The following is a 26,731-nucleotide window of genomic DNA, read 5'->3' on the forward strand; positions in this document are numbered from 1 at the left end:
GGTGCGGAAGCCGCCCCGGGTGCCGGGTGCGGCGGCGAAGGGGAGCAGCCGCTCGCCGAGCGCGAGCCGCGGCCCGGTGGAGCGCAGCGGACGGGCGTCGGCGGCCAGCGCCAGCAGTCCGCCGGCCGGGCCGGGCAGCGGGTAGGCCCACCAGAGCACGTCGCGCGGGTGCTCCTCGCGGTCGGTCACGGTCAGCCGGCCGGTCCAGGGGCGGCCGTCGGCGGTCCGCTCGGCGAGGGTGTCGAAGGTGTCGCAGGGCCGGCGGCCGGACCGGCGTTCGAGCACCCGCGGCTCCAGCGCGGGCAGCAGACCGGAGGCCGGCCGATCGTGGGCGACCTCGGCGCGGTGGCCGAACAGCTCCTCGGCGGCCCGGCCCCACTGGGTGATCCGGCCGGACCGGTCGACCAGGACGGGGGCGAGCCGGACCAGGGCGGCCACCCCGGTCGGGTGGTCGCCCGGCGCGGTTCCGTCGCCCGCCGGCCGCGGTGTGGAGTTGGACTCGGCCACCATGGATTCGCTCTGCTCCCGCCTGGCCGCCGCGCCCGGGGGCGGCCGATTCTCCGGAGGAAGGCACGCTGTGCGGATACCAGCGAAGCACGGACCGGGCCGGGCTCGTCACCGAAACGGGGAGATTCCTCAGGATCGGTTGCGTGTCGCGTGCCGCACGCCGGTCCGTACCCCCGGTTCACCCGGACGGGGTCCGCGACGGCGGCGGTAGGGTGGCAGGCCGGACCGCCCGCACGGGTGGTCCGCAGGACGCAGCCGGCCGGACGAGACAGAGGCGAGAAGTGAGCGCGCAGAGCCCCGCCCGCTGGACGGACCCGGAGCGGCAGGAGCTGGAGGAGCGGGTCGCCGCCGCCGAGCTGGCCTGGCTCAGCATGGACGTGGACGTGCAGACGCTGCGGGTCGAGATCGACAACTTCGCGCTGATCCACCACCAGCTGCTCGGCCCGCTCTACGCCCGGCTGGACGAGCTGGACGCGCTGGTCGCCGAGGCCGTGGCGGCCCGCACCGGCCGGCCCGAGGACCTGCGCCGGGCCGCCGAGGCGCGCCGTCAGGTCGAGGAACTTCCGGACCTGGACGCGCTGTTCGACTCGGTGCGGGAGCAGTCCGGCCAGGACGGGGAGGCGGCCCCGCCGCCGCCCGCCGCGCCGGAGCGGGTGCGGCCCGGCAAGGAGGCCCAGCGGATCTACCGCGAGCTGGTCCGCCGCGCCCACCCCGACCTCACCACCGACCCGGCCGAGCAGCAGCGCCGGGCCGCCTTCCTGGCCCGGGTCAACGAGGCCTACGCGTACGGGGACGCGGCCGCGCTGGACGGGCTGGCCGCCGAGTGGTCCACCGCGCCGGAGGCCGCCCCCGCCGTCGACGCCCCCGACCGCGCGGACTGGCTGCGCCGCCGGCTGGACTGGCTGACCGCCAAGATCACCGAGACCGCCACCGAGCAGGTCCGGCTGGAGCAGACCCCGATGGGCCAGCTGCTCGCCCTCGCCCCGCAGGACCCGGACCGGCTGCTGGAGCAGCTCGCCGAGGAGCTGCTGGCCAAGGCCGCCGACCGGCAGGCCGAACTGCAGCGGCTGCTCGGCGGCCCGGACCCGGCCCCGGAGCCGCAGCCGGTGCACGACAATGGCACGCATCCGACCGAATCCCAGGAGACCCACACGATGTTCCCGCAGATCCCCTCCGCCGACGCCGCCGCCGTGCCCGCCGACGCCGCCCTGCTGGACGTGCGCGAGCAGGACGAGTGGGACGCCGGCCACGTGGACGGCGCGCTGCACATCCCGATCGGCGAGGTCATCGCCCGCCTCGGCGAGCTGCCGGACGAGAAGCTGTACGTGCTCTGCCGGGTCGGCGGCCGCTCCGCGCAGGTCGTCCAGTACCTGGTGCAGCAGGGCCGCGACGCGGTGAACGTCGACGGCGGGATGTACGCCTGGCAGGGCGCGGGCCGTCCGATGGTGAGCAGCACCGGCCAGGAGGCCTTCGTCCTCTGACGGCCCGGCACCGCGGCAGGCCTTCGTCCTCCGACGGCCCGGCGCCCGCCCGGCCGTAGGGCAGGATGGGCGCGCGCGAGCGCGCCGGCACCGGGCCGGCGGCGCCCGCCGACCGGGCGGGGAGGCCATGACCGAGACGACGGACCGGCCGGCTGCCGGGAGGGCCTGGTCCAGGCCCGCGCAGCTGGTCCTCGGCTTCGCCGGGGCGGTGCTGGCCGGTGGCACCGGGCTGTTCCTCGCCGCGGTGTTCCTGCACGTGGCGCCCGCCAACCCGGTGTCCCGGCAGTACCGGGACGAGCTCGACGGCGTGGTCTACCCGGAGTTCGAGCAGAACTGGAAGCTGTTCGCGCCCAACCCGCTCCAGCAGAACGTGAGCGTGGACGCCCGGGTCCGTACCGTCGCGCCCGGCGGGGCGACCCGCGTCCACGACTGGATCGGGCTGACCGCGCAGGACGTCGCCGCGATACGGGGCAACCCGGCCCCCAGCCACGTCGAGCAGAACCTGCTGCGCCGGGCCTGGGACTTCTACGACGGCACGCACAACCCGCAGGACGAGACCCCGGCCTCCCCGCGCGGGCGGCTCGCCGAGCAGTACCTCAAGCGGATCGCGCTGCAGCGGATCGGCCGGGAGGCGGACGGCGAGCGGATCCTGGGGATCCAGTTCCGGTCGACCGCGGCCACCGTCCCGCCGCCGTCCTGGAGCGGCGAGCCCGCGCCGCCGGCGCCCCGGGTGCGGGAGCTGCCGTGGTGGCCGGTGGCGGACGAGGACTACCGGGGGCTGCTCGGATGAACGAGGCGACGGTGCGGGCCGCCCACCCGCAGGAGGCGCTGCCGCGGCAGGCCGGGGCCGACCGGCCGGTGGAGCCCGGGGCGGTGCCGGAGGCGGTGCTCGGGGCGGTGCCGGCGGCGCGCGGGCCGCGGTCGCCGCTCGGGCGCGCGGCGGGGGCCTTCACCGGGCGGGCGCTCGGCCGGCACCAGGCCGCGGTGGTGCGGATCGGCTTCGGGCTGGTCTGGCTGGCCTACCTGCTGCGCGAGTGGCCGAACCGGCGGGTGCTGTACGGCGACCGCTCGCCCTGGTCGGCGGAGCTGGCCGGGCGGCTGCTGGCCGACAACGGGGCGTTCACCGTGCTGCCCTGGTTCGGCGGGCGGCTCTGGTCCGAGCTGGTCTACCACCTGGCGGTGCTGGCCGCCCTGGCCGTGCTGCTGGGCTGGCGGACCAGGGCGAGCACGGTGCTGTTCCTGGTCACCGTGCTGTCCCTGCAGAACCGCGACGTCTTCCTCGGCGACGGCGGCGACAACGTCGTCCACCTGATGGCGGTCTACCTGGTCTTCACCCGCTGCGCCGAGGTCTGGTCGCTGGACGCCCGACGCGTAGGGCCGGGGCGGGCCGGGGTGGCGCTCTGGGCGCTGCTCGGGGCCGTCCTGGCGGTCTGCCAGTTCGGCGGCTTCGCCGGGGACAGCCTGACCTGGACCGACCGGGCCTTCCCGTACCTCGGCTGGTCGCCGCTGTTCTGGGGGCTCTGGGCGGTGGCCGGGCTCTGGTGGACGCTCGGCCGGTTGCGGCCGGACGGCGAGCCGCGGGCGGTGCTGGACGCGCTGGCGAACATGGTGCACAACTGCGCGATGCTGGTGATCGCCGTCGAGGTGGTGCTGATCTACGCCACGGCCGGCTGGTACAAGGTGCAGGGCTCGCGCTGGCAGGACGGCACCGCGCTGTACTACCCGCTGCACCTGGACTACTTCACCCCCTGGCCGGGGCTGTCCGCCCTGGTGGGCTCGGCCGTGCTGCCGGTCTTCCTGGTCTCGTACGGCACCGTGGTCCTCCAGGTGGCGTTCCCGTTCACGCTGCTCAACCGGCGGGTCAAGAACGTCCTGCTGGCCGTCATGGTGCTGGAGCACGTGGGGATCGCGGTGGTGCTCGGGCTGCCGGTCTTCTCGCTGGCGATGATCGCGGCGGACGCGGTGTTCCTGCCGACCGGGGCACTGCTGTGGGCGGCGGCGCGGCTGCGCCGGATCCCGCGGAGATCCACGCCCTAGGATGTCGCTATGTCCTGGTTCGCCGCACTTCGTGACACCGCGCGGACCGGGCTCACCCTGGACCGGGCGCTCACCGACCCCAAGCGGGCGCTGCGCGGGGCGGTCGCGGTGGCGCTGGTGCTCTTCCCGACCCTCGCGCTCGGCGGGGTCGCGCTCGCCACCTCGGCCGCGATGGGCGCGTTCATCGCCGGCTCGGCCACCTTCCAGCGCAGCTTCCGGCCCCGGGCCAGCCTCGCCGTCGCGGCCGGGATCGGACTCGGCGTCAGCACCTTCCTCGGCTACCTGGCCGCCGGGGTGTACGGGCTGTTCCCGGTGCTGCTCGCGGTGTGGGCGTTCGGCGCCGGGATGTCCTGGGCGATCGGGCCCACCGCCGGGGTGGTCTCCACCAACACCGTCTCGGTGATGCTGATCGTCGTGCAGCTGCCGGTCAGCACCGTCACCGCGCTCGGCCACGGGCTGGTCGCCGCCCTCGGCGGGGTCGTCCAGGCCGTCGTCATCACCGTCTGGCCGATCGGGAGCTGGTCCGCCCAGCGCGAGGCGCTCGCCGACACCTACGCCGAACTCGCCGACTACGCACGGCGGTTGCGGCAGGACCCAACCGCGCACGTGGACCCGGAGCCGTTCATGACGGCCCGCCACGCGGCCGCCCTCACCCCCTGGCAGGACCGCCACCGGCCGCCCGAGCTGCGCGGTCTGCGCGGCATCGCCGAGCGCATCCGGCCCACCCTCGCCGCGCTCGCCGACCCCAAGGTGGGCGCCCCCGAGGAGGGGCCGGAGCGGGACCGGGCCCGGGAGGTGCTGGCGGCCGCCGCCGAGGTCATGGACGCCCTCGCCCGGGCGATCCGGACCGGCGACCCGCTCCGGCTCCCCCGCTCCGCGCCCTCGCTCACCCTGGTCGGCTCGGACGACGGGCCGCGGCTCCAGGGGGCGGCCCGGCGCTCCTCCCGGCGGCTCGGCGGGCTGCTGCGGAAGGCCGCGGACGCCCTGGACCGCAACGACGAGGACACCATCACCACGCCGGTGGTCGGGGCCGGCGGGGCGCTGCACAAGCCGACCATCGCCCGGATGCTGCCGGTCGCGGCGCGGGCCGTGCGGCGGCAGCTGCAGCCGCGCTCGGCGATCTTCCAGCACGCCGTCCGGCTCGCCGGGGTGGTCACCGTCGCCTACCTGCTGGCCCGGCTCGCCGGGTTCCACCACGGGTACTGGGCGCCGATGACCGCCGCGATGGTGATGCGGCCGGACTTCGCGCAGACCTACAGCCGGGGGGTCGCCCGGCTGGCCGGAACGGTGGTCGGGGTCGCCGTCTCGACCCTGGTGGTGCAGCTGGCCCACCCCGGGGAGTGGGTGCTGGCCGCGCTGGCGGTGGTCTGCATCGGCGGGTCGTACCTGGCGTTCCGGACCGGGTACGCGCTCACCACCGTCGGGATCTCCACGTACGTGGTGTTCCTGCTCGGGCTGCAGGAGGGGAACCCGCTGGTGACGGCCGTCGAGCGGGTGGGGCTGACGCTGCTCGGCGGGTCGATCGCGCTGGTGACGTACGCGCTGTTCCCGACCTGGCAGACCGCCCGGCTCGGCGAGCGGCTGGCCGAATGGCTGGCGGCGGCCGGCCGGTACGCGGGGGCGGTCGTCGCCTGCTACGAGAAGCCGGCGGCGCCGCGCGGGCGGGTGGTGCGGAGCGCGCTGCTGGACTCGCGGGAGGCGCGCTCCGAGCTGATCCAGGCGATGCAGCGGGCCGACGCCGAACCGGGGCGGCACGAGACCGGGCTGGCCGGGGTGAGCCGGCGGCAGATCGACCGGGCCCGGGCGGCGGTCGGGGCGCTCGGGCGGGCGGCGGTGCTGCTGGAGGCGCACCTGCCGGCGGCGGACGCGGAGCCGGTGCCGGGGACGGCGGAGTACGCGGAGGAGCTGCGGCTGGCGACGGCGCTGGCGGCGGGGGCGATGCTGACGGGGCAGGCGGTGGAGTTCTCGGCGGTGCGGGAGGCGCAGGCGCGGTTGGAGGAGGGGCTGCCGGCGGGGGTGCAGGGGGACGTGGTGCGGGCGGGGACCCGGTTGGTGGGGCAGGCGCTTCGGGACTTGGAGCGGGCCTTGCGGGGGTCTTCTGGGTGAGGGGGGCTCTCGGGAGGGTGGGTGGCGGGGTGGCTCCGGGGGTGGGTGCTGCGGGGGCTGGATGATTTTCAGACTGCCGATCTGTAGGAGGGGCGCCGATCGCCGTTGGCAGTCTGAAAATCACCCGCAACGCCCCTCTCCGCACCCACCCCCTGCGCCGCCCCTCCCGCAGCGCGTCCCTCTCGCGGGGGAGAGGGGGACTCGCGGGGGGAGAGCGGACTCGCGGTGAGTGCGGGTGGTGAGGGGTGCTTGGGGGTGTGTGGGCGGGCGCGCGGGCTTGCGCCCTGCGCGCCCGCACGGGGGTGTTGTCGGGGTGCGGAGGGGGGTGGTCCGGGGTAGGGGGGTCGGTATGGGCTTTGAAGAGATGTTTGTGCCGGGGACCGGGGCGGGGCGGGACGGGGTGCGGGCGGTGTTGGCGGCGCCGGGGGAGGCCGTGATCGGGTTGGACTTCGACGGGACGTTGGCGCCGATCGTGGCGGATCCGGGGCGGGCGCGGGCGCATCCGGGGGTGGTGGGGGTGTTGCGGCGGCTGGTGCCGGTGGTGGGGGCCGTGGTGGTGGTGACGGGGCGGCCGGCCGGGGTGGCGGTGGAGTACGGGGGGTTCGCGGGGGTGCCGGGGGTGGTGGTGCTGGGGCACTACGGGGCCGAGCGGTGGGAGGACGGGGAGCTCTCGGCGCCGGAGGTGCATCCGGGGGTGGGGCGGGTGCGGGCGGTGTTGCCGGAGGTGCTGGAGCGGGTGGGGGCGCCCGCGGGGACGTGGGTGGAGGACAAGGGGCGGTCGGTGGCCGTGCACACCCGGCGGACGGCGGCGCCGGAGGAGGCGTTGGCGCTGTTGCGGGCGCCGGTGGGGGAGTTGGCGGCCGAGCACGGGTTGGTGGTGGAGCCCGGGCGGCTGGTGCTGGAGCTGCGGCCGCCGGGGGTGGACAAGGGGGCGGCGCTGACCGGGTTCCTCCGTGAGCGGGGGGCCCGGTCGGTGCTCTACGCGGGGGACGACCTGGGGGACGTGGCGGCCTTCGCGGCGGTGGAGAAGCTGCGGGGCGAGGGCGTGGCCGGGGTGCTGGTGTGCGCCGGCGCGGTGGGGGACGCGCCGGTGCGGGAGCTGGCCGACCGGGCGGACCTGGTGGTCGCCGGGCCGGAGGGTGTGGTGGAGCTGCTGGGGGCCCTGGGGGAGGCGCTCACAGCGCGTTGAGCTGGTCCAGGAACCACTGCTGCGGGGGGAGCGCGGTGGCCGCCGCGGCCAGGCGCTTGGTGCGGTCGGCGCGTTCCTCCGGGCTCATGGTGAGGCCGGCGTGGAGGGCGTCGGCGGTGGCGATGACGTCGTACGGGTTGACCGTGAGGGCGTCGTCCTTGAGTTCGGCGTGGGCGCCGGCCTCGCGGGAGAGGACCAGGGCGCAGCCGTGGTCGGAGACGACGGGGACCTCCTTGGCGACGAGGTTCATGCCGTCGCGGATGGGGTTGACGAGGGCGACGTCGGCGAGGCGGTAGGCGGCGAGGCTGCGCGGGAAGTCGTCGTCGACGTGCAGGATCACCGGTTGCCAGTCGGGGGTGGCGAATTCGGCGACGATCTCTTCGGCGAGGCGCTGCACGGCGGCCGTGTAGTCGCGGTACTCGGCCAGGTCGGTGCGGGACGGGTAGGCGAAGGCGATGTGCACCACCCGGTCCCGCCACTCGGGGCGGGTGCGGAGCAGGTGCCGGTAGGCCTGGAGGCCGCGGACGATGTTCTTGCTCAGCTCGGTGCGGTCGACCCGGACGATGGTGCGGCGGTCGCCGACGGCGGCGCGCAGGGCGGCCAGGCGTTCGTCGACGTCGGGGCGGTGGGCGCGCTCGCGCAGGAAGTCGGCGTCGGCGCCGAGGGCGTGGACGCCCAGCTGGGTGGTGCGGCCGTCGAGGGTGACGGTGAGCGCGTCGTGGTCGACGGCGGCGCCGAGGAGGTCCGCGCAGCAGGCGGCGAAGGCGCGGGCCCAGCGTTCGGTGAGGAAGCCGGCCCGGTCGGCGCCCAGGATGCCGGTGAGGACGGCCCGGGCGACGTCGTCGGGCAGCAGCCGGTAGTACTCGGGCGGGGCCCAGGGGGTGTGCGAGAAGTGGCCGATCCGCAGGTCGGGGCGGGCCTCGCGGAGCAGGGCCGGGGTCAGGGACAGGTGGTAGTCCTGGACCAGGACGGCGGCGTCCGGGGCGGCTTCGGCGGCCAGGGCCTCGGCGAACGCCCGGTTGTAGGCCTGGTAGGCGGCCCACTCGGTGCGGAAGCCGGCGTCGAAGGCGGGCGCGGTGGGGGTCGCGTAGAGCAGGTGGTGGACGAACCAGAGGGTGGAGTTGGCGACGCCGTTGTAGGCCCGGGCGAAGGTCCGGGGGTCGATGTCCAGCATCCGTACGGCCTGGCCGCCGACCTCGTGGCCGGCCAGGTCGAGGCGGCCGTGGGGCGCCTCGGCGGCGGCTCTGCGGTCGGCGTCGTTGAGGGCGGCGCAGACCCAGACGGCGTTCGGGTCCTCGATGGCCGAGAGGCCGGAGACCAGGCCGCCGCCGCCCCGGCGCAGGGTCAGCGTGCCGTCCTCGGCGGTGCCGAAGGACACCGGTCCCCGGTTGGAGGCGACCAGGACGGGGGCGGTGCCGGTCGCGCTCGAACGGTTGGTCGTGAGATCGCCCATGGTTGGGATGTTGCCGGGGTGGTGGGGCGGCAAACGTTCAGTGGCGGGTCGCGTACTCGGGGACGGTGTGCATCGGGGGGCGCTCCAGGGCGGTCACGGGGTGGGTGTGCGCGGCGAACGCGCGGGTTTCCGGGTCGCGGGTGAACTGGGTGAGGTGGGGGTGGACGAGGTCGGCGGAGGCCTTGAGCCGGTGGGTGCGGTCGAGGCGTTCCAGGGCGGTCCGGTAGATGGTGGCGGCCATCCGGCCGAGCGCCTGGCCGTCCTGGTGGCGGTGGTGCCGGACGCCGACGTCCACCTGGGCCAGGGCGTCCAGGCCGGCCAGCTCCAGGGCGTCGACCAGCAGGCCGAGTTCGACGCCGTAGCCGGTGGGGAAGGGCAGCCGTTCGAGCAGTGAGCGGCGGGCCGCGTACTCGCCGCCGAGGGGCTGGACGAAACCGGCGAGTTCCGGCCAGTGGAGGTTCAGGAGTGGGCGGGCGACGAGTTCGGTGACCCGGCCGCCGCCGGCGGGCAGGACGGCGCCCTCCGACTCCAGCGGGCGGTCGTACATGGCCTTGACCAGCTGGATGGACTCGTCGGTCAGCAGCGGGCCGACGATGCCGGAGACGAAGGCCGGGTCGAACTCGCGCAGGTCGGCGTCGACGAAGCAGACGATGTCGCCGTGGGTCACCAGCAGGGAGCGCCAGAGCACCTCGCCCTTGCCCGGGACGGCGGGCAGGCGGGGGAGGATCAGGTCGCGGTGCTCCACCCGGGCGCCGGCCTCGGCGGCGACGGCGGCGGTGGCGTCGGTGGAGCCGGAGTCCACGACGACGAGTTCGTCGACGAGCGGGAGGCCCTCCATCAGCTCGCGGCGGATGGTGCGGACGATGTCGCCGACGGTGGCCTCCTCGTCCAGGGCGGGGAGGACCACGCTGACGGTGCGGCCGGTGCGCTCCTTGGCGTCGAGGAGGGTGCGGACCGGCCGGTCGGCCGCGCTCCAGGAGCGGCGGCGCAGCCAGGACGCCGCCTGCGGGAGGAGCTCGGGGGTCGGTTCGGCGGGCACGGAGGTCTCCTCGGCGGGGTCGGTGGGACGTGTCATCTCGCTTGGCGGACGGTCCCGTTCAGGATTGACGCCTTCGGATACAGTCTTCGTACAGCGGTCGGACCTTTGCACGCCGGGGTCGCCGCCCACGCACCACCACAATTTCACAAGCTCATCCAGAGGGACTGAGGGAACGGCCCGTTGACGTCCCGGCAACCTTCTCGCGCGGCTGTCGTCGACAGGCCCCGGCGGGACAGGTGCCAATTCCGGCCCGTGTCGCGACCGCGACACGGGGAAGATGAGGAGAGAGGCCTCGCCATCATGGCTATCGACACCGCCGCACCCTCCCCCAGCCTTCGGCCGGGGGGACCCCCACCCGTCGACCTCGGCCCCGCCGCCGCGCTGTCCTGTCGCGAGTGCGGCACCCGCTTCCCGCTCGGCCCCAGCTTCGCGTGCCTGGAGTGCTTCGGCCCGCTGGAGATCGCCTACGAGTTCGGCAGCGAGGGCGCCGAGGAGCTGCGCAAGCGGATCGAGGCCGGCCCGGCCTCCATCTGGCGGTACGCGCCGCTGCTGCCGGTTCCGGCCGACGTGGCGTCGAAGCCCAACCTGAACCCGGGGTGGACCCCGCTGGTGAAGGCGGACAACCTGGGCCGCGAGCTCGGTTTCACCGCCCAGCTGCACATCAAGGACGACTCCGGGAACCCGACCCACTCGTTCAAGGACCGGGTGGTCGCGTGCGCGATCGAGGCGGCCCGGGCGTTCGGGTACACCACGCTGTCCTGCTCCTCCACCGGCAACCTGGCCGGCGCGGTGGGGGCGGCGGCGGCCCGCGCAGGGTTCCGGTCCTGCGTGTTCATCCCGCACGACCTGGAGCAGGGCAAGGTCGTCATGGCCGGGGTGTACGGCGGCGAACTGGTCGGCATCGAGGGCAACTACGACGACGTGAACCGCTTCTGCTCGGAGCTGATCGGCGACCCGGCCGGCGAGGGCTGGGGCTTCGTCAACGTGAACCTGCGGCCGTACTACGGCGAGGGCTCCAAGACGCTGGCGTACGAGATCTGCGAGCAGCTCGGCTGGCGGCTGCCGGAGCAGATCGTGATCCCGATCGCCTCGGGCTCGCAGCTGACGAAGATCGACAAGGGTCTGCAGGAGCTGATCAGGCTCGGCCTGGTCGAGGACCGGCCGTACAAGGTCTTCGGCGCCCAGGCCGAGGGCTGCTCGCCGGTGTCGGCCGCGTTCAAGGCCGGCCGGGACGTGATCAAGCCGGTCAAGCCGAACACCATCGCCAAGTCGCTGGCGATCGGCAACCCCGCCGACGGCCCGTACGTGCTGGACATCGCCCGCCGGACCGGTGGCGCGGTCGAGGACGTCACGGACGCCGAGGTCGTGGCGGCGATCCGGCTGCTGGCGCGGACCGAGGGCGTCTTCGCCGAGACCGCGGGCGGGGTGACCGTCGGCGTGCTCAAGAAGCTGGTCGAGACCGGGCAGCTGGACCCGGCCAAGGAGACCGTCGCGATCAACACCGGCGACGGCCTGAAGACCCTGGACGCCGTCTCCGACGCCGGGATGACCACCGTCATCCGCCCGACGCTGGACTCGTTCCGCGCCGCCGGCCTCGCGTCCGCCTGAACCACCCGCCCCCGCAAGGAGAGTCATGAGCGCCAACGTCCGCATTCCCACCATCCTGCGCACCTACACCGGCGGCGCCGCAGAGGTGACCGCCGAGGGGGCCACCCTGGCCGAGGTCATCGCCGACCTGGAGAAGAACCACGCCGGCATCTCGGCCCGCATCCTGGACGACACCGGCAAGCTGCGCCGCTTCGTGAACGTCTACGTGAACGACGACGACGTGCGGTTCGCCGAGGGCCTGGCGACCGAGATCAAGGACGGCGCCAGCGTCTCGATCATCCCGGCGGTGGCCGGCGGCTGCTGAGCCGCCACGGGAACCAGCGGTCGCCCACGCGTACGGAATTCGGCTCTCCGTATGCGCGGGCGACCGCCTGCATTTCGGCGGGAATATTTCCGGGTCGAGTCGGAGTAGAGTGTGGCTCGGCTGGGAACAGGGTTTTCTTTTCGGCCCCGCCGCGTTCGACCCTCCGCGTTCGATCCGGGGGCGTCCGGCCGCCGGGAGCGGCCACGGAAACATGTCAGGCAGATGTCAGAATTCCCGCGGACATTTGGGTAATTCGTCCGCTATGTCCGGCGTGGAATGCCGAGATTATTCCGATTCGGCCCGTCCTGTCCCTTGATACGCCGGCGGAATTACCGGTGGCTGACCCTGTTGCAGAGGGCGTCGATCCGGATACATTCAGCGGCGGTCGACGCAATCACCCGCTCACCGGAAGCCGCTTGGCGTCCCGCGCGGAGGGTTGCGGCGTGCACGGCTGCGCCCAGGGGGGGTTCCCCGGGCCGGCCTTCAACCAACCCGGGCCCGCGACCTGCGGGCGCGTGAAGGGCCAGCACAGCACTAGGGGAGTTCGGAATGGCTCAGGGCACCGTCAAGTGGTTCAACGCGGAGAAGGGCTACGGCTTCATCGCGGTCGACGGTGGTGCGGACGTCTTCGTCCACTACAGCGCGATCCAGATGGACGGCTACCGCACCCTCGAGGAGGGCCAGCGGGTCGAGTTCGAGATCTCTCAGGGACAGAAGGGCCCGCAGGCGGACATGGTCCGCGCCGCGGGCTGACCCCTTCCGACCCCAGGAGCTCGGCGCGGCCCTACGGCTGGTGACCACTCGCTTCTCGACGGGCCCGTACGACGCGTGTCGTACGGGCCCGTCGGCGTTCTCCGGGGCGGCCCCGGCGGCGGCTCGCGGGTTGGCGATTGGGCTTGCACTCGACCACCCGGAGTGCTAATCATTGGCGTTAGCACTCACAGCGTGAGAGTGACAGCGGACCGGGTCGGTGAGGCCCCCGGGAGCGGTAGGGGAAAAGACCCCCGCACACCAGGGCCGTCCGTCGCGGGCACCCCTTGGTCCGAGCAGTCGACCGTGTCCCGGAGGACCACTTCTGATGGCCAAGATCATCGCCTTTGATGAGGAAGCTCGCCGCGGCCTTGAGCGTGGCATGAACCAGCTCGCCGACGCAGTGAAGGTCACGCTCGGCCCCAAGGGTCGCAACGTCGTGCTGGAGAAGAAGTGGGGCGCCCCCACGATCACCAACGACGGTGTCTCCATCGCCAAGGAGATCGAGCTCGAGGACCCGTACGAGAAGATCGGCGCGGAGCTCGTCAAGGAGGTCGCCAAGAAGACGGACGACGTCGCGGGTGACGGCACCACCACCGCCACCGTGCTCGCCCAGGCCCTGGTTCGCGAGGGTCTGCGCAACGTCGCCGCCGGCGCCAACCCGATGGCCCTGAAGCGCGGCATCGAGAAGGCCGTCGCCGCCGTCTCCGACCAGCTGCTGGCCCAGGCCAAGGACGTGGAGACCAAGGAGCAGATCGCCTCCACCGCCTCCATCTCCGCCGCCGACACCCAGATCGGCGAGCTGATCGCCGAGGCCATGGACAAGGTCGGCAAGGAAGGCGTCATCACCGTCGAGGAGAGCAACACCTTCGGTCTGGAGCTCGAGCTCACCGAGGGCATGCGCTTCGACAAGGGCTACATCTCCGCCTACTTCGCGACCGACCTGGAGCGCATGGAGGCGACCTTCGAGGACCCGTACATCCTCATCGCCAACTCCAAGATCGGCTCGGTCAAGGACCTGCTCCCGCTGCTGGAGAAGGTCATGCAGAGCGGCAAGCCGCTGGTCATCATCGCCGAGGACGTCGAGGGCGAGGCCCTGTCGACCCTGGTCGTGAACAAGATCCGTGGCACCTTCAAGTCCGTCGCCGTCAAGGCCCCGGGCTTCGGTGACCGCCGCAAGGCCATGCTCGGCGACATCGCCATCCTCACCGGTGGCACCGTGATCTCCGAGGAGGTCGGCCTCAAGCTGGAGAACGCCGGCATCGACCTGCTGGGCACCGCCCGCAAGGTGGTCATCACCAAGGACGAGACCACCATCGTCGACGGTGGCGGCGACAGCGAGCAGGTCGCGGGCCGCGTGAACCAGATCCGCGCCGAGATCGAGAACAGCGACTCGGACTACGACCGCGAGAAGCTCCAGGAGCGCCTCGCCAAGCTGGCCGGCGGCGTGGCCGTCATCAAGGCCGGCGCGGCCACCGAGGTGGAGCTCAAGGAGCGCAAGCACCGCATCGAGGACGCCGTCCGCAACGCCAAGGCCGCCGTCGAGGAGGGCATCGTCGCCGGTGGTGGCGTCGCCCTGCTGCAGGCCGGTGTCGCCTTCGACAAGCTGGAGCTGGACGGCGACGAGGCCACCGGTGCCAACATCGTCAAGGTCGCGCTGGAGGCCCCGATCAAGCAGATCGCGACCAACGCCGGCCTGGAGGGTGGCGTCGTGGTGGAGAAGGTGCGCAACCTCCCCGCCGGTCACGGCCTGAACGCCGCCACCAACGAGTACGTCGACCTGGTCGCCGAGGGCATCATCGACCCGGCCAAGGTCACCCGCTCCGCGCTGCAGAACGCCGCCTCCATCGCGGCGCTGTTCCTCACCACCGAGGCCGTCATCGCCGACAAGCCGGAGAAGGCCGCCGCGGCCGCCGGCGGCGGCATGCCGGGCGGTGACATGGACTTCTGATCCTGATCGTTCCGATCGGATCGGTTGATTCCCCGTCCGTGTGGGCGGCTCCCTTCGGGGGGCCGCCCACACGGCGTTTCCGGTGTCGTCGGGTCGTTGGGGAGAATGGACGGATGGCTTCCGACGACATCGAGACCGCCCTGCACAACGCGCGGGCACTGATCCTGGCCGACCTCACCGCGCGGGACGTGGCGGACGCCGCCGTCGTCTCGCTGGTGGAGCAGGCCGTCACGCACCGCCGCTGGTGGCTGGAGCAGTGGCCGGACGGCACCGAGTACGTGCTCGGCCTGGTCGCCCAGGACGTCCAGGACGCGCTGCTGGAGGCGTACGGGCGCTGGCCGCTGTGCGCCGACTGCGCGGCCGACGGGGACCCGCACGCGCTGAGCGTGGAGCCCGAGCTGGGGCCGGAGCCGCACTGGGTGTGCGGCAAGCGGGGCGTGGCGGTGGCTCCGGTGGGGAAGCTGGACCGGCTCGTCTAGCCGGTCAGCGCGTGGAGCTCGGCGGTCAGGTTGGCGCGGGCGGCCGCCGTGAAGCGGTCCCGGGCGGCGGGGGTGCGGTAGAGCGCGGGCAGGGCGAGCAGGTGGCGCAGCACGGCGGCCCGGCCGGCCGTGAAGTCCGGGGCGGGGACGAAGCCGTACTCCTCGCGGACGGCGGCCGCGTACGCCGCGTACGCCCCGGGGGCGCCGCCGAGGACGGCGAGGTCCGCGTCGCAGAGCACCTCGCCGTCGCGGTCGCCGGGGGCGGGGTCGTGGCCGACGGTGAGCAGCACCAGGCGCTCGACCTCGGCGACCCGTTCGGCGGGCAGCCCGGCGGCGGTCAGCGCGCGGACGGCCAGGGCGGCGCTGCGCTCCTCGTTCTCGGTGCGGTCGGGGCGGTAGACGGCGTCGTGGAACCAGGCCGCGAGGCGGACGGCGTCCGGGTCGTCGGCGTGGCCGGCCAGCTCGTCGACCTGCCGCAGCACCGCGCGCAGGTGCGCGACGGTGTGGTAGCGGCGCTGCGGCTCCGACCAGCGGCGCAGCAGCTCCCGGCCGTACGGCTCGGGGTCGACGGCGGCGCCGCAGCGGTGCAGCAGGGCGGTCCAGGCGGCGAGCAGGTCCTCGGCGCGGTCCTCGGCGGGCGGGGCTTCGGCGAGGTCCCCGGCGGGTGCGACGACGGCGGGCGGGGCTTCGGCGGGCGGGTGTTCCGGCATGGCGACCATTGTGGCGGCCGGGCCGGGCGCTGGACCTATAGGTAGGTTGGCGATATATGTAGGCGTATGACAGAACGCTCCATGCAGGAGCCCACGCTGCTGCTGCTCACCGCGCTGGCCGACGCCCCGCGGCACGGCTACGCGCTCATCCAGGAGATCGCCGCGATCTCCGACGGCCGGGTCAAGATGCGCACCGGCACCCTCTACGGGGCGCTCGACCGGCTGCTGGGCCAGGGCCTGATCGAGGTCGCCGCCGAGGAGGTGGTGGACGGCCGCGCCCGGCGCAGCTACGCGCTGACCGAGGCCGGCCGGAGCGCGCTGGCCGCCGAGGCGGAGCGGCTGCGGGCGGTGGCCACCGAGGCCGAGCGGCGGCTGACCAGGATCCGGTCGATGCTGCCGGGCAAGGCCGGGTCGCAGGGACGGCCCGCGACGGGGGGAGGCCTCTCATGAGCACGTCGGCGATCGGCGGGGTGCCCTCGGTGGCGCTGCGGGCCGCGCTCCAGCTCTACCCGGCGCGGTACCGCCGCGAGCGCGGCGATGAGCTGGCCGAGGTGTTCGCCGACACCACGGCGGCCGGCGACCGGCTGGCGGTCGCCCGGGAGGTGCTCGGCCTGGCGGTGTACGGGCTGCGGGTGCGGCTCGGGCTGACCGGCGGCTCGGCGGCCGGGCGGCTGCTGGCCCTGGTCGCGCCGATGCTGGCCGGCGCGGTGGCCGGCGCCACGCTGGCGGCCTGGCTGACCACCGCGAACCGGGTCGCCGACCAGCTCGCCTGGGACGACTCGTACGGCGTCTACGTCGAGCTGTTCTCCCGGCCGGTGGCCGCCGCGCTGCTGCTGGTGGCGGTGCTCCTCGGGCGGTGGACGGCGGTGCGCGGCAGCGCGGTCCTCCTGGGCGCGGTGGGGCTGTACGAGCTGGTGGAGGCCGTCCGGGACTCCTCCTTCGACCTGTGGTGGAGCGGCTACGTCGGGATGGCCGCGCTGCCGCTGGTGGTGGCCGCGCTGCTGCTGGCGGCGGCGCCGACCGACCTGCTGCCCCGGCCGGACCGGCGCACCGGCGCCCTGGCGCTGGCCTCGGTGGCCGTCGGCGGGCTGCTGGCGGCGGCCCAGAACTGGGACGACACCAGCTTCCCGGTGGAGCGGGGGTGGTTCGTGGTGATGCTGATCGCCCCGCTGCTGCTGACCTTCGCCGGGCTGCGCGGGCGGGTCGGGCCGACCGCCGTGGGCGTGGCGGTGCTGGTGCTGACCGGGCCCGGCTGCCTGTTCAACATCTGGCGCGAGTCCCGCGGGATCTCGCACCTGCTGCCGGCGGCGGCGCCGACGGTGGTCGTGCTGGCGCTGCTGGCGGTGGCGGTGCACCGGGTCGGGCGGCGGACGGCGGTGGCGGTCCGCGGGTCGGTGTGACGGCTCGGTGCGACGGGTCCGTGTGACGGGTCCGTGTGAGGGGAAGTCGAGGGGGCTGTTCCGGTGTGACCGGAACAGCCCCCTGTGCTTCCCCGGGAGTCGCCGGGGCCCGGCGGATGTGGCAGGCTGTCGAATATGTCTAGACCAATTTTCGAAGTCATCGCGCTGACGCCCCAGGACGCCCAGGCCGCCGAGTCGGGCGGCGCCGACCGGCTCGAACTGGTCACCGACATGGCGGCCGACGGGCTCACCCCGTCCGTCGAGGACTTCGGCCGGATCCGGGCCGCCGTCGGCCTCCCGCTGCGGGTCATGCTGCGGATCCGGGACGGCTTCGCCCCCGGCGACGTGGACGAGCTGTGCGCCCGGGCCGCCGCGCTGCGGGCCGAGGGCGCCGAGGAGTTCGTCCTCGGCTTCCTCGACGCCGACGGCGCCGTCGACCTGGCCGCCACCACGGCCGTCGCCGAGGCGATCGCCGGCTGCCGCTGGACCTTCCACCGGGCGATCGACCACAGCGCCGACCGGGCCGCCCTGCGGGCCGCCGTCGCCGACCTGCCCGGCCTGGACACCTTCCTCACCTCCGGCGCGCCCGCCGGGGTGGACGCCGGGCGCGCGGTGCTCTCGGCCGAGCTGGCCCGGGCCGGCGAGCCCGGGTACCGGCAGCGGATCCTGATCGGCGGCGGCCTGCGGGCCGAGCACCTGAAGGAGCTGCGGGCGGAGGGCTTCGACGCCTTCCACGTCGGCGGCGCGGTGCGGGTCGACGGCTGGCGGACGCCGGTGGACGCGGCCAAGGTCGCCGAGTGGCGGGCGCTGATCGACGGCTGACGGTGCGTCGGAGCGTGTGCGCGCAGGGGCCGGTCCCGGGGGCCGGCCCCTCCGCGCGTCCTACCGCAGCTGCTCCGGCAGCGGCTCGCCGTGCAGCACCGTCAGCCCGGAGACGGCCCGGGTCAGCGCCACGTACAGCCGGCGCAGGCCGGTCCGCTCGTCCGGCTCCCCGGCGATCACCGCGGCCGGCTCGTCCAGCACCACGTAGTCGTACTCCAGGCCCTTGGCCAGCGAGGCCGGGACGAGGGTGAGCCGGGCCTCCGCGCTGGTCTCGTCGCCGGGGGAGAGGTACGGCAGGCCGGCCGCGGTCAGCGCCTCGGCGAGCCGCGGGACGCGGGCGTCGGCGGCGATCAGGCCGGTCGAGCCCTCGTGCTCCAGCGCCTCCCGGCAGGCCGCCAGGACCGCCTCCGTGGTCTCCCCGTCGGCGACCCGGCGGACCGTCAGCGAGCCGGGAGCCGTACGGACCGAGGACGCCGGGGCGAGGCCGGGGGCGATCGCCGGGAGCAGCCGGGAGGCGTACGCGATGACCTCCTCCGGCACCCGGAAGCCCTTGGTCAGCTCCTCGACGTGCGCCTCCGGCTTGCCCAGGTGGCGCAGCGCCTCCGGCCAACTCGCCGTCGCCCACGGGGTGGTGCCCTGGGCGAGGTCGCCGAGGACGGTCGCCGAGCCGGTGGTGCAGCGGCGGCCGACCGCGCGGTACTGCATCGGGGAGAGGTCCTGGGCCTCGTCCAGCACCACGTGGCCGAGCGAGGGGGTGCGCTGCACCAGGTCGGTCGCCTCGTCCACCAGGACGGCGTCGGCCGCCGTCCAGCGGGCCGTCCGCACCGAGCGGCCGGGCTTGGGCCAGAGCACGGCCCGCTGTTCCTCGGGGGTGAGGACGCCCTCGGCGCACGCGGCGAGGAACTCCGGCTCGGAGAGCAGCCGCAGGACCAGCTTCGCCGGGTCGACGGCCGGCCAGCACTCCTTGACCACTGCCTTGACCGCGGCGTTGCGGGCCACCGCGTCCTGCACCCGGTCGTCCGGGGCCTCCCCGCTCTGCTCCATCTTCAGCAGCACGGCGTGCGCGATGCGCTGCGGCAGGGCGTCCCTGGCGGCGCCGTAGCGGATCTCGCGGCCCTTCAACTCCTCGATGATCTCGACCAGTTCGTACACCGGAACGCGCCAGCGGCGGGAGCCGCGGACCACCACGCAGGGCTCGGTGGGCAGCGTGATGCCCGACCGCACCGCCCGGCGCAGCACCTCGGCCATCCGGGCGTCGCCCTTCAGCCGGGCCGCCTCCGGGGAGTCCTCGCCGCGGACCTCGACGTGTCCGACCAGCTGCTGCACGGTGGCCTGGGCGACGTCCAGCTCGCCGAGGGCCGGGAGCACCTGCTCGATGTAGGAGAGGAAGGCGTTGTTCGGCCCGATCACCAGGGTGCCGGTCCGGGCCAGGCGCTCCCGGTGGGCGTACAGCAGGTAGGCGACGCGGTGCAGGCCGACGGCGGTCTTCCCGGTGCCGGGCGCCCCCTGGACGCAGATGGTGCCCGTGACGTCGGAGCGGACGATCTCGTCCTGCTCGGGCTGGATGGTGGCGACGATGTCGCGCATCGGGCCGACGCGGGGCTTCTCGATCTCGGCGGCGAGCAGGGCGGAGGCGGTGTCGCCCTCGGCCGGGTCGGAGAGGTGCTCGTCCTCGTAGGCGGTGAGCTCGCCGCCGGTGTAGCCGAAGCGGCGGCGGCGCTCGACGTCCAGCGGCTCGGTGCGGCTGGCCCGGTAGAACGGCTGGGAGACCGGCGCGCGCCAGTCGATCACCATCGGGTCGCCGTCGGCGTCGTGGACGTGCCGGCGGCCGATGTAGAAGCTCTCGCCGCCGGAGCCCTCGGAGAGTTCCTCGCTGATCGCGTGGAGGTAGTCGAGGCGGCCGAAGAACAGCGGGGTGTGCGAGAGGTCGGCCAGGGCGGCGATCCTGGCCTCGATCTGGTTCTGGAGCACGACGGCGGTGACCCAGGAGCCGGTCACGTCGCGGATGTCCAGCGACTCGACGTCCTCGCGCATGGCGCGCAGGGCGGCCCGGGACGCGGCCAGGTGATCGCGTTCGCGCTGGAGGGGGTCGGTGAGGGGGGTGGCGGGCACAGCGAACCTTCCCGGCTGCCCCGGTGGCGGGCGCAGCGGATCGTAGGAGCTCACGGTGGGTACGGCCGACCGGTTGCCGAACGGTCGGTACCTCCCCCGGCTGCCTGCGGGACTTCAGCAGGTACCACGGTTCGGGAGGGGGCAGACGGACGATCTTAGACCCGTCCGCCCCGGGGTACCAGCCGCGCGGGCCTCGGGGGTGCGGCCGCGGGTGTCCGGGTTCCGGCCGCGCGGGTCTCGGGGGCGCGGCCGCGCCGGTCTCGGGGTTGCCCCTACCCCCGCCCCGGGGGCGCCCCTACACCCGGAGGACGACCCGCGCACCTGCGGATACGGCCTTTGGAGTGATGCCCGGGGCCGCTCGGGTGCCTACCGTTGAAGACATGAGCACCACGAACCGAACCCCCCGATCCGGCCCGTCCGGCGCCACCGCCGTCTCCGGGCGCCACCGCAACCCGCTGAGCACCGCCGTCCGCAACGTCGGCATCGCCCTGGACACCGCCGCGCGCGTGATCTTCCTCGGGCGCGACGGTGTCCGGTACTGAACCGCCGCGCTACAGCACGTCGTCCGCGTCGATGATCCGGTACGCGTAGCCCTGCTCGGCCAGGAAGCGCTGCCGGTGGGCGGCGAAGTCCTGGTCCACGGTGTCCCGGGCGACCACCGAGTAGAAGTGCGCCGCGTGGCCGTCGGCCTTGGGCCGCAGGACGCGGCCGAGGCGCTGGGCCTCCTCCTGGCGGGAGCCGAAGGTCCCGGAGACCTGGATGGCCACGGTGGCCTCGGGCAGGTCGATCGAGAAGTTCGCGACCTTGGAGACGACCAGGACGCCGATCTCCTTGTTCCGGAAGGCCTCGAAGAGTTTCTCGCGCTGGGCGTTGCTGGTCTCGCCCTTGATCACCGGGGCGTCCAGGGCCTCTCCGAGCTCGTCCAGCTGGTCGATGTACTGCCCGATGATCAGCGTCTGGTCCTTCTCGTGCTTCTTCACCAGCGACTCCACCACCCGCCGCTTGGTCGCCGTGGTAGCGCAGAAGCGGTAGCGCTCCTCCGGCTCGGCGGTCGCGTAGGCGAGCCGCTCGGAGTCGGTCAGGGTGACCCGCACCTCGCAGCAGTCGGCGGGCGCGATGTAGCCCTGCGCCTCGATCTCCTTCCACGGCGCGTCGAAGCGCTTGGGGCCGATCAGGCTGAACACGTCGCCCTCGCGGCCGTCCTCGCGCACCAGCGTGGCGGTCAGGCCGAGCCGGCGGCGGGCCTGGAGGTCGGCGGTGAACTTGAACACCGGCGCGGGCAGCAGGTGCACCTCGTCGTAGACCACCAGGCCCCAGTTGCGGGCGTCGAACAGCTCCAGGTGGGCGTAGACGCCCTTCCGCTTGGTCGTCATCACCTGGTACGTGGCGATGGTGACCGGGCGGATCTCCTTCCGCGTCCCGCTGTACTCGCCGATCTCGTCCTCGGTGAGCGAGGTGCGCTTGACCAGCTCGTGCTTCCACTGGCGGGCCGAGACGGTGTTGGTGACCAGGATCAGCGTGGTCGACTTGGCGTGCGCCATCGCGGCCGCGCCGACCAGCGTCTTGCCGGCGCCGCAGGGCAGTACGACCACGCCGGAGCCGCCGTGCCAGAAGCCCTCGACGGCCTGCGCCTGGTACGGGCGCAGCTGCCAGCCGTCCTCCTCCAGGTGGATCGGGTGCGCCTCGCCGTCCACGTACCCGGCGAAGTCCTCGGCGGGCCAGCCGAGTTTGAGCAGCACCTGCTTGATCTGCCCGCGCTCGGAGGGGTGCACCACCACGGTGTCCGGGTCGACCCGGGCGCCGACCAGCGGGACGATCTTCTTGGAGCGCAGCACCTCCTCCAGCACCGGCCGGTCGGTGGTGGTCAGCACCAGCCCGTGGGTCGGGTGCTTGACCAACTGGAGCCGCCCGTACCGGCCCATGGTGTCCGCCACGTCCACCAGCAGCGCGTGCGGCACCGGGTAGCGCGAGTACGTCACCAGGGCGTCCACCACCTGCTCGGCGTCGTGCCCGGCCGCCCGCGCGTTCCACAGCCCGAGCGGCGTCACCCGGTACGTGTGCACGTGCTCGGGCGCCCGCTCCAACTCGGCGAACGGCGCGATGGCGCGACGGCAGTCGGCGGCCCTGGGGTGGTCGATCTCCAGGAGAAGAGTTTTGTCGCTCTGGACGATGAGCGGTCCGTCGTTCACGCGGGGAAGCCCTCCACTGGCTGACAGGGTGGATTGACGCAGACCCTCCAGTGTCGCGCATTCCGCCGCCGACGTGGACGGGCTTCGGGGGCGGGCCGGTCGCGGGCGGCGGGCGGGTGGCTACTTCCACTCGTGGACGACGGACCTGCCGGAGCCCTGGGCGTCGGTCTCGAACTCGAAGACGCCGACCACGTCGTTGAGGCGCACGAAGGTGTCGGTGGCGCTTTCGAAGTACACGGCGCCGCGCCAGCTGACCGCGCCGTTGCCGGTGAAGTGGCCGATGCCGCTGCCGTGCCAGCTGTAGGTCTCGCCCTTCTCCGACATGCCGACGCCCTGGCCCTCGCCGAACAGCGAGCCGTCGGGCCGCATGTCGGACTCGTAGGTGGCGAACTCCCGGACCGGGGTGTCGAGTAGCCGGCCGGTGCCGGTCATCGAGACCTCCAGGGTGGGATGCAGGCCGTCGACGGTGGCGAGCACCCGTCGGCCGGTCTCCTGGGTGGTCAGCTCCGCTATCCGATCGCCGAGCATGGTTCCTCCTCTCGGAACCCCCTGCTTCCGGACTACGCCGCTGGGACGGGGCCGTCAATGACTTCGAGTGACCACGGTGCGTACTCGCTCGTTGGGCTGGCCATGAAGAAGTCGAAGCGTGTTCTCACCGCCCTCGCCCTGATGGGCACGGCCTTCGCGGCCACCGCCTCCTCGGCCGGTTCGGCCCACGCCCTCGCGGGCATCGGCGAGGGGCCCGGCGGCCTGCTCGCCGCGCCCGGGTTCCTGCTGGCGGAGACCGTCACCGGGGGTGCGATGCCGGTCGGGCAGGGGCAGATCGGCAGCCTGGCGGACAAGGCCGTGCAGGACAAGATGAAGGAGGCGCAGCAGGGGCACTGAGGCCCGGGGCCCGTTGTCGGGGGCCTGGTGTCGGGGCCCGGGCCCCCGGGGTCACTCGTCGAGTTCCGCGACGCCGGTGATGCGGTGCAGGGCGAAGGTGCGGAGCTCGTCGGCGTGGTGGTCGAAGGCGGTGACGAAGCCGCCTTCGACCTTGACCGGGTCGATGATCCGCTGGCTGGCGATGCCCTCGGCGTTGAGGTAGCCGATCCACATCCGCTCGCCGAGCAGGACGGCCGTCTGGAGGGCGGCCAGGGTCTCGGCGGCGGCGGTGCGGGGGAGCCGGCGAGGGTCGGGGGCGGGCTCGCGGCGGCTGGCGGTGGCCGCGCGGTCGCCGGCCCGGATGGCCTTGATCGCGGCCGCGAGCAGGGTGTCGTCGGGGCTGGGCGGCCCGTCGGGGACGGGCACGGGCGCCGTCCGGGGCGGGGTGCGGTGGCTGTCCGGGCGGGTGATCAGCACGTCGCCCTCGGTGGACTCGGCGGCCGGGGCGTAGCCCATGGTGCGCAGGGTCGCGAGCAGCACGTCCGGGGCGGCCTGGGCGGCGAGGACGGTCGGGGCGAGCAGCCGCAGCCGCAGGTCGGCGGAGCGGCGGTCGGCGAGCACCTCGCCGAGCAGCGACGGGTCGTCGCAGCGCAGGTAGGAGGAGGCGGCGCCGACCCGCAGGATGCCGTGCCGGCGGGCGACGTCGTCGATCAGGTAGGCGAGCGGCTGCGGGACGGGCGTGCGGCTGTGCTGCTCCAGGAAGGTCCGCAGGTCGGTGGCGGTGCGGCCGGCGTCGAGGGCGCGGCGGACGGACGCCGGGGTGAAGCGGTAGACGGTGGCGCCGCCCTTGGACTCGATGTCGGCGCACAGGGCGAGCGCCTGGGCGAGCGGGGTGAGCAGCGGGCCGGGGGCGATCGCGGTCAGGTCCGGCTGGAGGATCACGTGGTCCAGCGGCTGCGGGAGCAGCGGGGCGAGCACCTCGGCCGGGTCGGACTCGGCGGTGAGCAGGGCCCGGGCGGGGGCGGCCAGCGCGCCGCGGCCGGTGATGCCGAGGAGTTCGGCCTCGTCGAGGGTCCAGGCGGTGAGGTCGTCGCGCAGCTCGCGGCCGTCCGGGCCGGTGGGGCCGCCGCGCAGCGGGCGCTGCCAGCGCAGGGTGGGGAGCAGCTCCTCGGCGGTGGCCGGGGTGCCGGGCGGGAGTTCGGCGAGCAGGGCGAGGGCGGCGCGGCGGACGGACGGGGCGAGGGTGCGGTCGAGTTCCGGGCCGAGGGCGGCGCGCGGCTTGCCCCGGCCGTCCGGGGTGCCGGTGAGGGCGGGGACGCGGGTGGCGGCGAGCCAGGCGGTGGCCAGGACGGTCCAGCGCTCGGCGATGTCCAGGTGCAGCCAGGCGTCGTAGCCCGGGGTGGGGGCCCAGCGTTCGTCCACCTCGCCGTCGGGGGCCAGCAGCCCCGCGGTGTAGGCGAGTTCGAGCCAGAAGGCGGTCTGCTGCTCGGTGCTCTCCAGGCCCTGGGCGGTGCGCTTGAGGTCCCGGACGCCGAGGCCGCCGGCGCGCAGGGTCAGCGGCGGGGTGAGGCCCAGGCCCTCCAGCAGCTCCTCGACGGTCTTGACGGCGGTGTGCGCCTGGCCGGCCGCGGCGGCGTCCACCACCCGGGGCTCGCGCGGGGCCGCGGCGGGCGCGGGCTCGGGCTGGACCGGCTCGACGGTGCGGTGGGTGCGGCCGCCGCGCAGGTGCAGGGCGAGTTCGCGGGGCAGCACGACGCTGCCGGGGCTGGTGGGCAGCAGCAGGCCGCGGGCGAGCAGCCACTCGACCGGGCTCTGCGCGTCCTCGGCGGTGACCGGGCGGGTGGCGTCCGGGACGGTGCCGGTGGGCGGGCCCCAGACCAGCCGCTCCAGCAGCCGCAGCGCGGCCTCGGGCGCGGTGGCGAGCAGCGCGGCGCAGCGGGCGCGGTCGGTGAGCAGCGCGGTGAGCGCGGCGACGGCGCTGACCGGGTCCGGGGTGGGGGGCTGTCCGGCCGAGGCGAGCAGCTGCTGCAGCCGGGCCGGGGACATGCCGACGGTGGCGTCGGCGAGGGTGGGGCCGAGGCCGGTGCGGCCGGGGTTGTTGGCGGTCGGCGCGAGCGCCTCGCGGACGGCGAGGACCAGACGCAGCCCGTTGTCCGGGCCCCAGAGCAGCGCCCGGTCGCGCAGGGTGGCGATCGCGCGGGGCAGGGCGGTGGCGACGGCGGACCGGTCGGCCGGGGTGAGCGGGGTCGCGTCGGGGTGCGGCCTGACCTTGGCCGGACCGGTCAGCAGGGTGCGGACGGTGGTCAGCGAGGTGCCGTCCGGGGCGGTGGCCAGCGCCTCGGCGACCTGGAGGGTGAAGCGGTCGAGCCGCTCCAGGGCGCGCAGCGCGGAGGCCCGCGAGGAGAGCCGGGCGGACAGCTGGGTGAGGTCGCCGGGGACGGGGTTCAGCAGGTCGGGGCGGGAGCGGAGCAGGGCGGCGAGCGCGTCGTCGGGACGGGCGCGCAGCTCCTCGGCGAGGGTGCGCGGGCCGGTGGTGGACCTGCCCCGGCGCTGGGGGCCCTGCTGTGTGGTCATTCGACCTAGGTTAGTCGGGCGCGGGGACGGCGGGGTGTCCGTCGTGCCGCCGCCCCACCGGCGCATCGCCGCACCGGCGGACGGACTCGCGTGGGCGGGGGCGGGGTGGGTAGCGTCACGCCGAGGGCGGTTCGGTGGGCGGCCGGTACGGGCGAGGCGGGGTGGTCGGTGATGACGGACGGCGAGTGGTGGCGCAAGAGCGGGCCGTGGAGCGAGCGTTCGGGCGGCGGCTCGGAGGAGCACGCCTCCAGCGGTGCCGCGGAGGCGCCGGCCGCGCCCGGTCCCGACGCCGCGCCCGGTCCCGACGCCCTGCCCGCCCCGGCCCGGGACCCCGAGAGCGTGTACGACCCGCCGGCGCCGAGCGCGGCCGGCATCCCGTCCGTACCGCTGGACCCGCCGGACCTGGCCGCCGCCGAGGACCGGTCGAACGCGATCCCGCCGCCGGTGGTGTCGAGCACCGGCCCGTGGACGATGACGCTCTTCGACTTCTCGGACGGGCCGCGGCCCGCGCCGAAGCCGATCCCCGAGCAGCGCACCGCCGAGGAGGCCGCGGCGGCCGGGCCCGCGGCGGAGTCGGCGGAGCCCGTGGACCTGGGGAAGAAGCCGCGCCGGGGGTGGCTGCGGCCGGCCGCCGCGCCCGCCGCTCCTGCCGCGCCGCCCGAGGCCCCCGCCGGGAAGGCCGGGGGGAAGAAGGCCAAGGGCAAGGGGAAAGGGAAGGGGAAGGAGGCCGGGAAGGACGCGCCCGCCCGCAAGCCCTCCCCGCTGATCCTGCTCTCCTGCGGCCTGCTGGTCGGCGGGGCGGTCTCCGGCTTCTTCCCGGCAATGCTGGCCGGCTGGGGCCTCGGCTACCTGTCCCGCCAGATCTCCGACCTGATGCGCAAGTTCGTGGTCCTCGGCATTCCGCTGGCCACGATGAGCGCGACCACCCTCTACTCCATGCGGCAGGCCAAGCAGGCGGGCGGCCAGGGCGGCGGCCTCCAGTCGGGCTCGCCGCTGGGCCAGATCAGCTGGTCGGCGGCCCCGGACGTGCTGCGGGTGTCCGCCGTGCTGTCGGCGGTGGTCCTGCTGCTGCTCGCGCTGCGCCGGCGCCCGCCGCAGCAGCAGGGCTGAGCCGGGGGCCGACCGTCCCGGAGCGGCCGGGGGCCGGACGGACGAC

The 26,731-nt window shown here is 74.7% G+C and carries 24 protein-coding genes and 1 riboswitch; of the genes, 16 read left to right on the forward strand and 8 right to left on the reverse strand.

Going from position 1 to position 26,731, the window contains the following annotated elements; genetic code table 11:
* Window positions 1-510, reverse strand: a 510-nt coding sequence (locus tag ABZW03_RS12305; protein ID WP_355255542.1) for a PAS domain-containing protein, incomplete at its 3' end; no start/stop codon positions are given.
* Window positions 511-788: 278 nt separating this feature from the next.
* Here ABZW03_RS12305 and ABZW03_RS12310 point away from each other — a divergent pair.
* The 5 genes from ABZW03_RS12310 (at window position 789) to otsB (ending at window position 7,320) form a co-directional block, all read left to right on the forward strand.
* A complete protein-coding gene (locus tag ABZW03_RS12310) occupies window positions 789-1,988 on the forward strand; it encodes a rhodanese-like domain-containing protein (protein ID WP_355255545.1) in 1,200 nt (399 codons plus the stop codon).
* 127 nt (window positions 1,989-2,115) lie between these two features.
* Window positions 2,116-2,778: a DUF5819 family protein gene (locus tag ABZW03_RS12315; protein ID WP_355255547.1), complete on the forward strand. Its 663-nt coding sequence runs from the start codon at window positions 2,116-2,118 to the stop codon at window positions 2,776-2,778.
* The gene (locus ABZW03_RS12320; RefSeq protein WP_355255550.1) at window positions 2,775-4,025 is read left to right on the forward strand and encodes an HTTM domain-containing protein; all 1,251 of its coding nucleotides are present in this window, start codon (window positions 2,775-2,777) and stop codon (window positions 4,023-4,025) included. Before ABZW03_RS12315 ends, ABZW03_RS12320 begins: the two co-directional genes overlap by 4 nt.
* A 9-nt stretch (window positions 4,026-4,034) precedes the next feature.
* On the forward strand, window positions 4,035-6,131 hold the full coding sequence (locus ABZW03_RS12325) for an FUSC family protein (protein ID WP_355255552.1): 2,097 nt from the start codon (window positions 4,035-4,037) through the stop codon (window positions 6,129-6,131).
* 364 nt (window positions 6,132-6,495) lie between these two features.
* Complete coding sequence (gene otsB / locus ABZW03_RS12330) at window positions 6,496-7,320, forward strand: trehalose-phosphatase (protein ID WP_355255554.1); 825 nt, start codon at window positions 6,496-6,498, stop codon at window positions 7,318-7,320.
* On the opposite strand, the gene ABZW03_RS12335 is transcribed toward otsB, so the two are convergent.
* Together ABZW03_RS12335 and ABZW03_RS12340 are read right to left on the reverse strand one after the other, a co-directional pair.
* The gene (locus ABZW03_RS12335) at window positions 7,307-8,773 is read right to left on the reverse strand and encodes a trehalose-6-phosphate synthase (protein WP_355255556.1); all 1,467 of its coding nucleotides are present in this window, start codon (window positions 8,771-8,773) and stop codon (window positions 7,307-7,309) included. The genes otsB and ABZW03_RS12335 overlap by 14 nt on opposite strands.
* A gap of 37 nt (window positions 8,774-8,810) precedes the next feature.
* Entirely contained in the window at window positions 8,811-9,848 is a 1,038-nt protein-coding gene (locus ABZW03_RS12340; RefSeq protein WP_355255558.1) for a glucosyl-3-phosphoglycerate synthase, read from the reverse strand.
* A 112-nt stretch (window positions 9,849-9,960) separates the two neighbouring features.
* Window positions 9,961-10,096, forward strand: a riboswitch (SAM riboswitch).
* Between the two features lie 16 nt (window positions 10,097-10,112).
* Between ABZW03_RS12340 and thrC the strand changes: the two genes are divergently transcribed.
* The 5 genes from thrC (at window position 10,113) to ABZW03_RS12365 (ending at window position 14,904) form a co-directional block, all read left to right on the forward strand.
* The gene (gene thrC, locus ABZW03_RS12345; protein ID WP_355255560.1) at window positions 10,113-11,420 is read left to right on the forward strand and encodes a threonine synthase; all 1,308 of its coding nucleotides are present in this window, start codon (window positions 10,113-10,115) and stop codon (window positions 11,418-11,420) included.
* Window positions 11,421-11,445: 25 nt separating this feature from the next.
* Window positions 11,446-11,724, forward strand: a complete 279-nt coding sequence (locus ABZW03_RS12350; protein WP_355255563.1) for a ubiquitin-like small modifier protein 1 — start codon at window positions 11,446-11,448, stop codon at window positions 11,722-11,724.
* A gap of 549 nt (window positions 11,725-12,273) precedes the next feature.
* Window positions 12,274-12,477: a cold-shock protein gene (locus ABZW03_RS12355; protein WP_030057071.1), complete on the forward strand. Its 204-nt coding sequence runs from the start codon at window positions 12,274-12,276 to the stop codon at window positions 12,475-12,477.
* 325 nt (window positions 12,478-12,802) lie between these two features.
* Window positions 12,803-14,425 carry a chaperonin GroEL gene (gene groL, locus ABZW03_RS12360; RefSeq protein ID WP_270144962.1) on the forward strand — a complete coding sequence of 541 codons (1,623 nt, stop codon included), beginning with the start codon at window positions 12,803-12,805 and terminating at the stop codon, window positions 14,423-14,425.
* Window positions 14,426-14,538: 113 nt separating this feature from the next.
* Window positions 14,539-14,904 carry a hypothetical protein gene (locus ABZW03_RS12365; protein WP_355255568.1) on the forward strand — a complete coding sequence of 122 codons (366 nt, stop codon included), beginning with the start codon at window positions 14,539-14,541 and terminating at the stop codon, window positions 14,902-14,904.
* Here ABZW03_RS12365 and ABZW03_RS12370 read toward each other — a convergent pair.
* On the reverse strand, window positions 14,901-15,614 hold the full coding sequence (locus ABZW03_RS12370; RefSeq protein ID WP_355255571.1) for a hypothetical protein: 714 nt from the start codon (window positions 15,612-15,614) through the stop codon (window positions 14,901-14,903). The genes ABZW03_RS12365 and ABZW03_RS12370 overlap by 4 nt on opposite strands.
* Before the next feature lie 66 nt (window positions 15,615-15,680).
* Between ABZW03_RS12370 and ABZW03_RS12375 the strand changes: the two genes are divergently transcribed.
* From ABZW03_RS12375 to ABZW03_RS12385, 3 genes are all read left to right on the forward strand, one after another.
* Complete coding sequence (locus ABZW03_RS12375) at window positions 15,681-16,064, forward strand: PadR family transcriptional regulator (protein WP_355255574.1); 384 nt, start codon at window positions 15,681-15,683, stop codon at window positions 16,062-16,064.
* Window positions 16,061-17,014: a hypothetical protein gene (locus ABZW03_RS12380; RefSeq protein WP_355255577.1), complete on the forward strand. Its 954-nt coding sequence runs from the start codon at window positions 16,061-16,063 to the stop codon at window positions 17,012-17,014. Before ABZW03_RS12375 ends, ABZW03_RS12380 begins: the two co-directional genes overlap by 4 nt.
* A gap of 135 nt (window positions 17,015-17,149) precedes the next feature.
* Complete coding sequence (locus tag ABZW03_RS12385) at window positions 17,150-17,836, forward strand: copper homeostasis protein CutC (RefSeq protein ID WP_355255580.1); 687 nt, start codon at window positions 17,150-17,152, stop codon at window positions 17,834-17,836.
* A gap of 60 nt (window positions 17,837-17,896) precedes the next feature.
* Here ABZW03_RS12385 and ABZW03_RS12390 read toward each other — a convergent pair whose 3' ends face one another.
* Window positions 17,897-19,948, reverse strand: a complete 2,052-nt coding sequence (locus ABZW03_RS12390; RefSeq protein ID WP_355255583.1) for an AAA family ATPase — start codon at window positions 19,946-19,948, stop codon at window positions 17,897-17,899.
* A 380-nt stretch (window positions 19,949-20,328) separates the two neighbouring features.
* On the opposite strand from ABZW03_RS12390, the gene ABZW03_RS12395 reads away from it, so the two are divergent.
* Entirely contained in the window at window positions 20,329-20,490 is a 162-nt protein-coding gene (locus tag ABZW03_RS12395; protein WP_316526849.1) for a hypothetical protein, read from the forward strand.
* 9 nt (window positions 20,491-20,499) lie between these two features.
* Here ABZW03_RS12395 and ABZW03_RS12400 read toward each other — a convergent pair whose 3' ends face one another.
* On the reverse strand, window positions 20,500-22,137 hold the full coding sequence (locus ABZW03_RS12400) for a DNA repair helicase XPB (RefSeq protein WP_355255586.1): 1,638 nt from the start codon (window positions 22,135-22,137) through the stop codon (window positions 20,500-20,502).
* A gap of 120 nt (window positions 22,138-22,257) precedes the next feature.
* Window positions 22,258-22,665 carry a hypothetical protein gene (locus ABZW03_RS12405; RefSeq protein WP_355255589.1) on the reverse strand — a complete coding sequence of 136 codons (408 nt, stop codon included), beginning with the start codon at window positions 22,663-22,665 and terminating at the stop codon, window positions 22,258-22,260.
* Window positions 22,666-22,722: 57 nt separating this feature from the next.
* Here ABZW03_RS12405 and ABZW03_RS12410 point away from each other — a divergent pair, with 57 nt between their 5' ends.
* Window positions 22,723-23,022: a hypothetical protein gene (locus tag ABZW03_RS12410; RefSeq protein WP_355255592.1), complete on the forward strand. Its 300-nt coding sequence runs from the start codon at window positions 22,723-22,725 to the stop codon at window positions 23,020-23,022.
* 51 nt (window positions 23,023-23,073) lie between these two features.
* Here the strand turns inward: ABZW03_RS12410 and ABZW03_RS12415 are convergent, their stop codons facing one another.
* Complete coding sequence (locus tag ABZW03_RS12415) at window positions 23,074-25,575, reverse strand: helicase C-terminal domain-containing protein (protein ID WP_355255595.1); 2,502 nt, start codon at window positions 25,573-25,575, stop codon at window positions 23,074-23,076.
* 171 nt (window positions 25,576-25,746) lie between these two features.
* On the opposite strand from ABZW03_RS12415, the gene ABZW03_RS12420 reads away from it, so the two are divergent.
* Complete coding sequence (locus ABZW03_RS12420) at window positions 25,747-26,685, forward strand: hypothetical protein (RefSeq protein ID WP_355255598.1); 939 nt, start codon at window positions 25,747-25,749, stop codon at window positions 26,683-26,685.
* Window positions 26,686-26,731: the final 46 nt, after the last annotated feature.

The organism is Kitasatospora sp. NPDC004799 (assembly GCF_040609095.1).
GTDB lineage: Bacteria > Actinomycetota > Actinomycetes > Streptomycetales > Streptomycetaceae > Kitasatospora.

Bases quoted from the DNA above. Each gene is read 5' to 3' on its own strand.
- otsB (WP_355255554.1), top strand. From the start codon at position 6,496: ATGTTTGTGCCGGGGACCGGGGCGGGGCGGGACGGGGTGCGGGCGGTG.
- ABZW03_RS12350 (WP_355255563.1), top strand. From the start codon at position 11,446: ATGAGCGCCAACGTCCGCATTCCCACCATCCTGCGCACCTACACCGGC.
- ABZW03_RS12340 (WP_355255558.1), bottom strand. From the start codon at position 9,848: ATGACACGTCCCACCGACCCCGCCGAGGAGACCTCCGTGCCCGCCGAA.
- ABZW03_RS12405 (WP_355255589.1), bottom strand. From the start codon at position 22,665: ATGCTCGGCGATCGGATAGCGGAGCTGACCACCCAGGAGACCGGCCGA.
- ABZW03_RS12415 (WP_355255595.1), bottom strand. From the start codon at position 25,575: ATGACCACACAGCAGGGCCCCCAGCGCCGGGGCAGGTCCACCACCGGC.
- ABZW03_RS12395 (WP_316526849.1), top strand. From the start codon at position 20,329: ATGAGCACCACGAACCGAACCCCCCGATCCGGCCCGTCCGGCGCCACC.
- ABZW03_RS12320 (WP_355255550.1), top strand. From the start codon at position 2,775: ATGAACGAGGCGACGGTGCGGGCCGCCCACCCGCAGGAGGCGCTGCCG.
- ABZW03_RS12375 (WP_355255574.1), top strand. From the start codon at position 15,681: ATGACAGAACGCTCCATGCAGGAGCCCACGCTGCTGCTGCTCACCGCG.
- ABZW03_RS12370 (WP_355255571.1), bottom strand. From the start codon at position 15,614: ATGCCGGAACACCCGCCCGCCGAAGCCCCGCCCGCCGTCGTCGCACCC.
- ABZW03_RS12365 (WP_355255568.1), top strand. From the start codon at position 14,539: ATGGCTTCCGACGACATCGAGACCGCCCTGCACAACGCGCGGGCACTG.
- ABZW03_RS12325 (WP_355255552.1), top strand. From the start codon at position 4,035: ATGTCCTGGTTCGCCGCACTTCGTGACACCGCGCGGACCGGGCTCACC.
- ABZW03_RS12410 (WP_355255592.1), top strand. From the start codon at position 22,723: ATGACTTCGAGTGACCACGGTGCGTACTCGCTCGTTGGGCTGGCCATG.
- ABZW03_RS12380 (WP_355255577.1), top strand. From the start codon at position 16,061: ATGAGCACGTCGGCGATCGGCGGGGTGCCCTCGGTGGCGCTGCGGGCC.
- ABZW03_RS12355 (WP_030057071.1), top strand. From the start codon at position 12,274: ATGGCTCAGGGCACCGTCAAGTGGTTCAACGCGGAGAAGGGCTACGGC.
- groL (WP_270144962.1), top strand. From the start codon at position 12,803: ATGGCCAAGATCATCGCCTTTGATGAGGAAGCTCGCCGCGGCCTTGAG.
- ABZW03_RS12420 (WP_355255598.1), top strand. From the start codon at position 25,747: ATGACGGACGGCGAGTGGTGGCGCAAGAGCGGGCCGTGGAGCGAGCGT.
- ABZW03_RS12315 (WP_355255547.1), top strand. From the start codon at position 2,116: ATGACCGAGACGACGGACCGGCCGGCTGCCGGGAGGGCCTGGTCCAGG.
- ABZW03_RS12335 (WP_355255556.1), bottom strand. From the start codon at position 8,773: ATGGGCGATCTCACGACCAACCGTTCGAGCGCGACCGGCACCGCCCCC.
- thrC (WP_355255560.1), top strand. From the start codon at position 10,113: ATGGCTATCGACACCGCCGCACCCTCCCCCAGCCTTCGGCCGGGGGGA.
- ABZW03_RS12385 (WP_355255580.1), top strand. From the start codon at position 17,150: ATGTCTAGACCAATTTTCGAAGTCATCGCGCTGACGCCCCAGGACGCC.